The following is an 8,123-nucleotide window of genomic DNA, read 5'->3' as shown; positions in this document are numbered from 1 at the left end:
TTTTACTATAAAAGGAAGAGTGAGTACTTACCGCGAACGTGACCTAAGTCGTGACGCTGCGATAAGGAGGGGAAAGTTTACAGTTCAATCTGTTATTTTGATAGAAAAGTACTGTTAGCGAATCTTTGATAAGCATCGTTGACTATTTTGACGAAAAAAAAAATACGGTCTTTCTGTTTTTTGTCTTTAGCAAAAGAGGGGGACTATGTTTAAAAAAGTATTTTTTTGCTGTGTTCTTATGATTGTTTCTGCTGGGTGTGTCGGCGGAAAAGCAACCAAAGTAGAAGACGGCGCTGGCTCTAAACAAATGGCATGGGAAGAGTTTCAGGAAAATAGACCCGAGAATGGGTTTGAAAAAATTAGCGACGAAGGAACAACTAAAATTTTCCAAAGCATTGATGATATGTACGGGTTATCTACAGGTATGCTGGATAAGACTGTTGAACGTACAGAGCATTGCTATGTAGCTTTGAAGTTGGAACGAGTTCGTAAAGAGTATGGAGAAGAAGCTTTTAAAGAAGCACTTGATACATTGTCTCCTGAAGATAAAAAGGAATACAATAAGTATCTTGATAATGAAATAGACAGCCTTAAGACGGCTAATCACCTGCTTAAAGATGCAAATCTGCTTGTTGTAGGATTATCCAAAGTAGATGTAGGCAAACTGGCCTTTAACTTTTTGGAATACAAAAAGATGTACAACGGTTTTTCACACGCTTCAGAGCAAGCTACGTATTCCGTTAAAGCCTTGTCATGGATGAACGATTATAGAGCTGCTTTAGATCGAGCACGAACTTATCAGGGACGCTAAGATGAACAATATTTTTAAGGTATTACTTTGCATTACTGCTGTGGCAATATTGATGACTGGTTGTGTAGGTGGGAAGAGCGGGATTCAGATTAATCCGACTCTTCATACAACAAGTAAAGCAGACTACATAAAAACGGATAAAGAAATTGAGCTACCCGAGAACTATTCTCAAAACAATTACAAACGCCTTGTCGTAGGTGTCTATTTCTTCCCTAATAAAGATTCAGATAACTATGGTGAATTTCCAGTTGAAACAGTTTCTACCTCTTTAGAAACTGAAATTAGTAAACTGAAACGTTTTACTATTGTTTCTCGCCATGGTGGGCAGAAAGCAAAAATGGCTGAAAAACGTTTTCAGGATATGGGAACGACTGACAGCAAAACTCGTATGCGTTTTGGACGTGGCCTGAATGCAGATTATACTCTTTTTGGTGGTGTTTCTGCCGTGAAAGAAGAATATGAACGAGTAGACAACAATGAACTTATTTATATTGTGCGTGTCGATTATCAATTACTTGATGTTGAAACTGATGAAATTGTTGAAGCGGACTATGTGGAAGGTCGCTCAAGGCGCACTTTTGTTCGTCTTCCATCCGGAAAAATTCTTGGTGGTTTTGATCCAACTCGTGGTGCAACGGACGCAATAAATCAGGCTTCCATCAATGCTCTCAAAGTCCTCGCTAACCGTCTTGGTAATAAGCTTCCAATTGGTGCGCAGGTTGTTGGTATCCGTGGCTCTCGCTTTGCCCTTGATAAGGGTAAAGAAGAAGGCTTCATGGGGCAGCAGACTATAATTATGTACACAGAAGATATGGGGATTGATGTGCCATTAGCTGTTGGTGAAGTTCATCCAGGTGCGCATAAATCTTCTGGTAAAATCATAAAATGGAGCACTGATCCAGAACTTAAAGAACTGGTTGAAGAAGCTAAGTCAGATCCAACTTTCATGGCTCGCAATGAAGTTTTTGCTGTCTCCAACGGCATGCCAACCCCGCCAGAATGGGAAACTAACTACAAAGATTAAAAAAAAGGGGAGAGTGTTCTCTCCCCTTTTTTTATAGGGTGCATAATGAAATTATGTTCATTGGGGGGGCTGCTGCTGATCATTGGGATCGGGATGCATGTAGCGCCCGTACATGCTTCTGTTGATGATTCGATGAAGCGGTCTGCAATATATGAAGCAAAGTATATGCAGTCTCCATCTGGAGTGTATGAATACAAGGATGATTTTTTTGTCATTGTTGAGTTGCCGCGTTTACACGATGAAAGTCGTAAGGTTTTGAAAAAGCAGTCTCGCCAATGCCTCGTAAAGGAACTTGTAAAATGGGGAAATGCTAATTCTCCTCAATTTTCTGCTGCAACGGGAATTACCTCGTCAGTGTTGAGACAAGATCTATCAGACTTTATGGCGCAGGGAACATCCTTTTTTGGTTTAGATGGGCTTTCTGTCGCAGTACTCGTGGATAAGCCGGTGAAAAAAACATACCGGCTTGTGATTGCAGGAAAACGTGCCGCATTGAACAAGCAGTTGGAAGCATACCAAGAGGCTACGGTAGACTATGCTGCGCTAATGGAAGCGTATATTCGCTCGCTTGTTGCTGAAGGTGCTAATAGTAGGCTTTCCAAATTGTTTGCAGAACTTGGGGAAGAGTTTTTAGCAGCACGCTTTATTGTTGCGGACTTGTCTGACTCTTATCCGTTGGCAAACTACTCACTTCGTACGAACTCACTCGCACAGCGCCGGTTGGATGTGGTGATTTCCAAGAAATCTATTGTGGATGCTGACTATGCCCTTCTGGCGGTTTCTCCTGCAAATAATGCAATAATGCATACATTGCATGACTCCTTTCCTAAAGGCGATATTGAACCTTTCAGCATTGCAATGCTTGCCCATGCTGCATTTCCAAAGGATTGGTCGCTCGAAACCATTACCGCCTATAGCTCTAATTCTCTCACATCTTTTTTACTAAACCATCCCTCATCCTTGCAACTTGCACCAGAACATATTGTGTCAATGGTCTTGGATAGTGGTGGGTGCTTTTTTATGGACCCTTCTGTTACAGCAATAGATACGATTAGTTTTCAATCTGCTCGAAAAATGTTTGCGAAGCGTGAGCCTGTTGGGGCTATTCAGACAAAGTTAATGAAAGCAATTAGTCAAAGCCCTGCCAATGCATCGTGCTGGGATTATTTAGGTGCAGTTTTTAAAGCAAAAAAGAACTGGCGAGACAGTGCAGCTGTATATCGGCAGTTGCTAATGCTTCAACCTACCAATGGAGAAGCAATGGCTAGTTATGCAGAGAGCGTTTGGCATCTTGGATTTACTGATCATGCCAAATGGCTTTGCATTACAGCACGTGCAATGGCTACGCCTAAAAATCGCGCTGTAATTAAAAAAATTACACAGCGTATAACTGATGTATAAACTTCTTTTTATAACGTTCTGGGAGAGTGTGATGGTTATCAGTCATTATTATAAAATCGTAGTAGTTGCCACTATGTGTACGTTGTGCATGACAGTAAGTTCTTTTGCTGTTGAGTATGAAGAAAACAATCCGGTTCAAGACGTACAAGCTGTAGCCGAAAACGCGCAGGTGGCAATGGAAGATGCAGTCGCAGATGCAACTGTTCAGGATTTGCTGCAAGCGCCTAAAGATGTTTCTCAGGCTCAGGAAGTTAATGCATTAGACAAGGTACAGGAATTTTTGACAAAGCGCGGCGTAACCGAAGGGTGGAACAGCGATAAAAAAGTGTTCATTGCCATTGGTGAAGCAAGTGTCGATTGCGAAGATCCTTCATACGATGACAGTTTTTTAATTAAGCGTTCATTGAAAGCCATGGAAGCAACTCTTTCTGCGCGCGCGAGTGTTATTAAATATATTCGTACAAATATGAGTATTGAAGACAAGGTGTCTACACCGGGCACTGACTTGTATGAGCAGTTTAATCAAAAGCTCGATAAGCTGAATAAAAAAATTCATGCTCAGAAATCAAAAGTAATGAAACTACTTACACAGCAGGAGCAGGCAGAGGTTGAAGCAAATGCAGGTGTAACTACTGGCGACAGAGTTAATGCGTTGATAGAGGCTGCTATCAAAAAGCTCGATAGTGACTTTGATGCTGGCAAAATTGATGCTCAGAAGCATGAAAAATTAGCTAAAATTAAAAAAAGATACACCGAAGCAAATCAGGAACTTGAAGATTTGCAAAATACCATGAAAAGCTACGAAGGAACCGAAAAGGAAACTCTTACAAGTTCAGCTCAACTGTGTTCTGCCATGCCATTACTAGGTGCTATGACTGTGGCTCAGTTTGAAGGCTGGGTAGAGTCTGAAGAACGCTTTGAAATGGTTACTGTGATTGCTTGGAGTAAGTCTAACGAGAAAGCTGTCCGTGCTTTTTTGAAAGGTGTTGAATACAAAAAAAACACCTAAAGCAAAATCTCTTGCGGAATGGCTTACAAGTCAGGATTGGAGCTCTTCTATTGGTGGACGCAAATTCCAGGACAATAAGGGTGAAACACACTTTATTGGCATTGGTGCAGCTGCTCTTGGGACATCATCAACAAGCCGAAAGGCTGGCCGCGGTATTGCAGAAATGATGGCGCGTAAAGAAGTCGCAACAGCATTGTTTGCGAATGTAGCAGCATACGAACGTGCCGATCTTGCACAAAAGACATACAACATGAATGGCAAAGATGAATCCATTGCACTTCAAAGCTATGCTTCAACTCTTAAGCAGTCTTTTGAAAATCGACAGATTAGCGGATTAGGCAAAGTGTACGGTAAAGAGTTGATTCATCCTATTTCTGGCCAGAAAATGTATGTGGCCATTTTTGATTTGACTAGTGAGTCTGCACGGCAGGCAATGAAAATGGAAAAATCAAACTACCTTAGCCGGATCATGGATGTTGTTGACCAGAAACGTAAGAAAACAACCAAAGCTGGATATGTAGAAAGTGTTAAACAGGCAAAAAAGATGTCTGCTCGTTCTGCAAAAACTTCAACTTCTTCTAGTGCAGTGGCTCCTGCAAAAGGGCAGAAGAATGTTTATAGAAACAAATCTGCTGTACAGGGCGGTGCTGGTTCAGACAGCTTTGACTGGTAACTAGAATAAAGGAACTTGTGCAGGTAGATGAGCTTTACCTGCACAAGTTTTTGAGGATGTGTATGCTACGTTTTATTGCTGGACTGTTGTTGGTTGTTATCATGTCTGTACCTGCGTTTGCTCAGAATATGTTCGAAGCAAAGGCCCATGAAATGCTGGATAGAGGTGCAGGGGTAGAAGTTTTTAAAAGTAAAAAAACTGGGTTGGGGATCATTAGTATTGGGCATGGCAGCCATAGAAGTCCAAACAAGGCATTAGAAATTGCTCGCCTTGATGCTTTAAAGCAGCTTGGAGCCTTTTTAGGTGGTGAAACTGTATCTGGTTCTGAATCGGCTCAAATGTCGTATCAGGATGGCATAGCAAAAGAGTCTTTTTTCTCAAAAGTGTCATCTAATGTTCAAGCGTTTTTAAAGAGTACCAAGGTTGTAGCAAGTGGTGATTCCGGACGTGAATCATGGGTAGCCCTCGCTATTACGGAGAAAAATCAATTTGTGCGTGATTCGCTTATGCAGCTTGATACTTCTAACGAAGTAAAGGCTCGTGGTGTAGCCTCATTGAAACCTGGTGTTGTTAAGGCGCGAAAATTAGCGCTTGCACAGGCGTTACGCAATGCCGTTGAGCAGTATGCCGGTGTACAAACAGCTTCACGCTCTACCGTTGAGAATAATGGAAAATTACATAGTGGTGTTGCTGCAATTTCTCATGGACAGGTCGAGAAATACTCCATTCTTAAGGAGTATGTTAAAGGAAAACAGTATGTCATCGAGATAGCAGCACGAATTTCAGAAAAAGAAAATGAGCACTCTCTTGATGCTGTGAAAGAGAGTCTTGGGCGACCTTCTTTTTACATTGCAACAAAAGATGGGCGATTAACTCGTATGTTGCAATCTGCTCTTTCAAAAGCTGATTATCCAGTAACATCACAAAAAAGCTCTGCGCGATACATCGTTGCTGCTCATGTGAACAAAGAACAGTACGATATCCCAGCAAATTCAACTATGAAAGGGATGCGTACAGAAATTAACATCTCTGTGAGCGATAGTAAAAATGTGCGTGATGTTTTGTTCAAGATAAGTAATGATCCCGAGGATAGTGTGGAAATTTCTGCCAATATGGAGCTGCTGGAACGCAATTCATATAGGTATGCGTTAGAAACTATTGAAGAAGAATTTGTTTCAGCGATTAATCGTACGCTTAATCAGCAGTTTAACAACGGTGCAAAGGTTCTTGTTCAGTTGACTGGTTTTCGAAATATGGATCAAATTAATGAGTTTCAGCGATGCCTTGAAGCACTTCCCTTAACTAAGAGTGTCACGTCTCGACCTATTGTGAAGCATAGTATTGAGTTTGAACTTATTTATTTGGGAAATCCTGATTCATTGCAGGTAGATGTTATGAAAAAAGCCAGAGAATTTAGGCTACGCCGCCTTGGTGCCTGTGGCACTAAGAATGGGCAGCTCGTCTTTAGCTATATGTAAGAAGGGGATAAGTTATGCCTCGTTTTATCTATATGTGCTTTTTATTTCTGCTTTGTTTTCCGAGTGTGAGTTTGGCCATAAAGCCAATATGGGTAGCCGAGTACTTTTCGGGTAACGTGAGCCAGTTTGCAGAGTATGCAGGCGTGGCATTCATTTCCATTAAAGGCTCTACGCCAACACAATCTGAAATTAGTGATGTGGAGAAAAGGGCAAAGGTTGCCTTGGCTCGTCAGTTTGAATCTGTTGTGTCTTCGCAGACTGGTGACAGTATGTCAGAGAGCAATGGCCAATCATCACAGAGCGTCTATAGTAAGGGGCAGTTTAAGACAAAGCTACAGCTACGCACAAATCCTCCCGCCTTGTGGTTTGATGAAGATCGGCATCAGCTATGGGCTCGAGTAAGTATTCCAAAGGATAAAAGTTCAGAGTGGGTTAAAGATGCTCCCCTGAAGTACGACAAGGTTATGCTGCGGGAGGTACATGCTCTTGTGTATCGTTTACGTAATAATATTGTGTGGCTGAAGACAGATGAAGGTAGAAAAGTGCGTTTTAAAACGAATGAGGATCTCTCTGTTCGGGAGCGAGTTGTCGTAATGTATAAAGGTGCATCCCCTCGCGAGGTATATTGGGAGGGAGTGAAGTTAGAAGGCCAAATTGTTTCCGGTAACTAGGGGGAGTGAATGCGAAAAATTCTATACCAAATTGTTTTGTTAGTATTATGCGTTTCACCCTGTTTGGCTGCTTCATCATTTGATGATTTTCAAAAGGAAGAGTTAGATGGTTTTGCGCAGTATTTGGATAAAGAAACCAACAGCTATTTTGCTTTTGAAAAAGAGATTGTTAAAGAGTGGGGGGGCTTTAAAGGCTCAACTCCAAAGTTATGGGTGGACTATAGCAAGAATCTCTCAACACGAAGCACAGTAAATTTTGAGAAAGGCTTTGTTGAAATTGAATCTCTGGTTCCTGTAACTACTCAGTCTCCTGTAAAAGCTGCGCTTCCGGCTATTAAGAAGCATCTGCATAAGATTGATTCGAAATGCAATAAGCAGGCGGGGTTCTCTATTGAGTCAACAGGGGCTAACAAACCTAATATACAAAAGAAAGCCATCATTCTTAAGCCGTCAACAGAAAACGGTAAGAAAATTGTCAAAGTACGCATTCCGCTGCCTTCAGATTACTTGAGAAAGTCTGCTGCTAAGTACAAAAGAGATGTGCTAAAAAATGCTGCTGTATATGGCATTGATCCCAAATTTGTGTTCGCAGTAATTCATACTGAATCGTATTTTAACCCATTTGCAAGATCGCATGTACCTGCCTTTGGGCTTATGCAGTTGGTGCCAAAGTCTGGTGGGCGTGATGCTTATCAATATGTGTTCAAAAAGTCTGTAACACCAACTGCCGCCTATTTATATAATTCAAAGAACAACATTCAATTAGGTGTGGCGTATCTAGGCAAGCTAAAGAATGTGTATTTTAAGGGTGTCAAAGACATAATGACTTCGTACCTTGTGTCAGTAGCGGCTTATAATACTGGGCCGGGGAATGTTGCACGTACCCTTACGGGGACCACTAATCTTTCGAAAACAGTGCAAAAGGTAAACACTATGACTGCAAAAGAGGTGTATACCGCCTTGCTGAATAATTTGCCACATAATGAAACGAAACAGTATGTAAAAAAAGTTGTGGAACGGTCGAGACTGTATAGTAATAGTTAATGGAGTACATGT

8 protein-coding genes are annotated in these 8,123 nt (G+C 41.4%); all 8 read left to right on the top strand.

Going from position 1 to position 8,123, the window contains the following annotated elements; genetic code table 11:
- Nucleotides 1-205 precede the first annotated feature (205 nt).
- Nucleotides 206-811, top strand: coding sequence for a hypothetical protein (locus MKHDV_RS16635; RefSeq protein WP_160717303.1), 606 nt, complete (start codon nt 206-208; stop codon nt 809-811).
- A 1-nt stretch (nt 812) separates the two neighbouring features.
- Nucleotides 813-1,835 (top strand): hypothetical protein, encoded by a 1,023-nt coding sequence (locus MKHDV_RS16630; RefSeq protein ID WP_160717301.1) that lies wholly within the window; start codon nt 813-815, stop codon nt 1,833-1,835.
- A gap of 45 nt (nt 1,836-1,880) precedes the next feature.
- Nucleotides 1,881-3,236, top strand: a complete 1,356-nt coding sequence (locus tag MKHDV_RS16625; RefSeq protein WP_160717299.1) for a hypothetical protein — start codon at nt 1,881-1,883, stop codon at nt 3,234-3,236.
- Nucleotides 3,237-3,267: 31 nt separating this feature from the next.
- A complete protein-coding gene (locus tag MKHDV_RS16620; protein ID WP_160717297.1) occupies nt 3,268-4,245 on the top strand; it encodes a hypothetical protein in 978 nt (325 codons plus the stop codon).
- Entirely contained in the window at nt 4,223-4,918 is a 696-nt protein-coding gene (locus MKHDV_RS16615) for a hypothetical protein (RefSeq protein WP_216846949.1), read from the top strand. The genes MKHDV_RS16620 and MKHDV_RS16615 overlap by 23 nt, the downstream gene beginning before the upstream one ends.
- A gap of 62 nt (nt 4,919-4,980) precedes the next feature.
- Nucleotides 4,981-6,396 carry a hypothetical protein gene (locus MKHDV_RS16610; RefSeq protein ID WP_160717293.1) on the top strand — a complete coding sequence of 472 codons (1,416 nt, stop codon included), beginning with the start codon at nt 4,981-4,983 and terminating at the stop codon, nt 6,394-6,396.
- 71 nt (nt 6,397-6,467) lie between these two features.
- Nucleotides 6,468-7,067, top strand: a complete 600-nt coding sequence (locus tag MKHDV_RS16605) for a hypothetical protein (RefSeq protein ID WP_216846948.1) — start codon at nt 6,468-6,470, stop codon at nt 7,065-7,067.
- Nucleotides 7,068-7,076: 9 nt separating this feature from the next.
- On the top strand, nt 7,077-8,111 hold the full coding sequence (locus MKHDV_RS16600) for a murein transglycosylase domain-containing protein (protein ID WP_160717289.1): 1,035 nt from the start codon (nt 7,077-7,079) through the stop codon (nt 8,109-8,111).
- Nucleotides 8,112-8,123 lie beyond the last annotated feature (12 nt).

The organism is Halodesulfovibrio sp. MK-HDV (assembly GCF_009914765.1).
Classification (GTDB): domain Bacteria; phylum Desulfobacterota; class Desulfovibrionia; order Desulfovibrionales; family Desulfovibrionaceae; genus Halodesulfovibrio.
The sequence above is the reverse complement of the archived record's forward strand: the minus strand, read 5'-3'. Positions and strand labels throughout refer to the sequence as shown.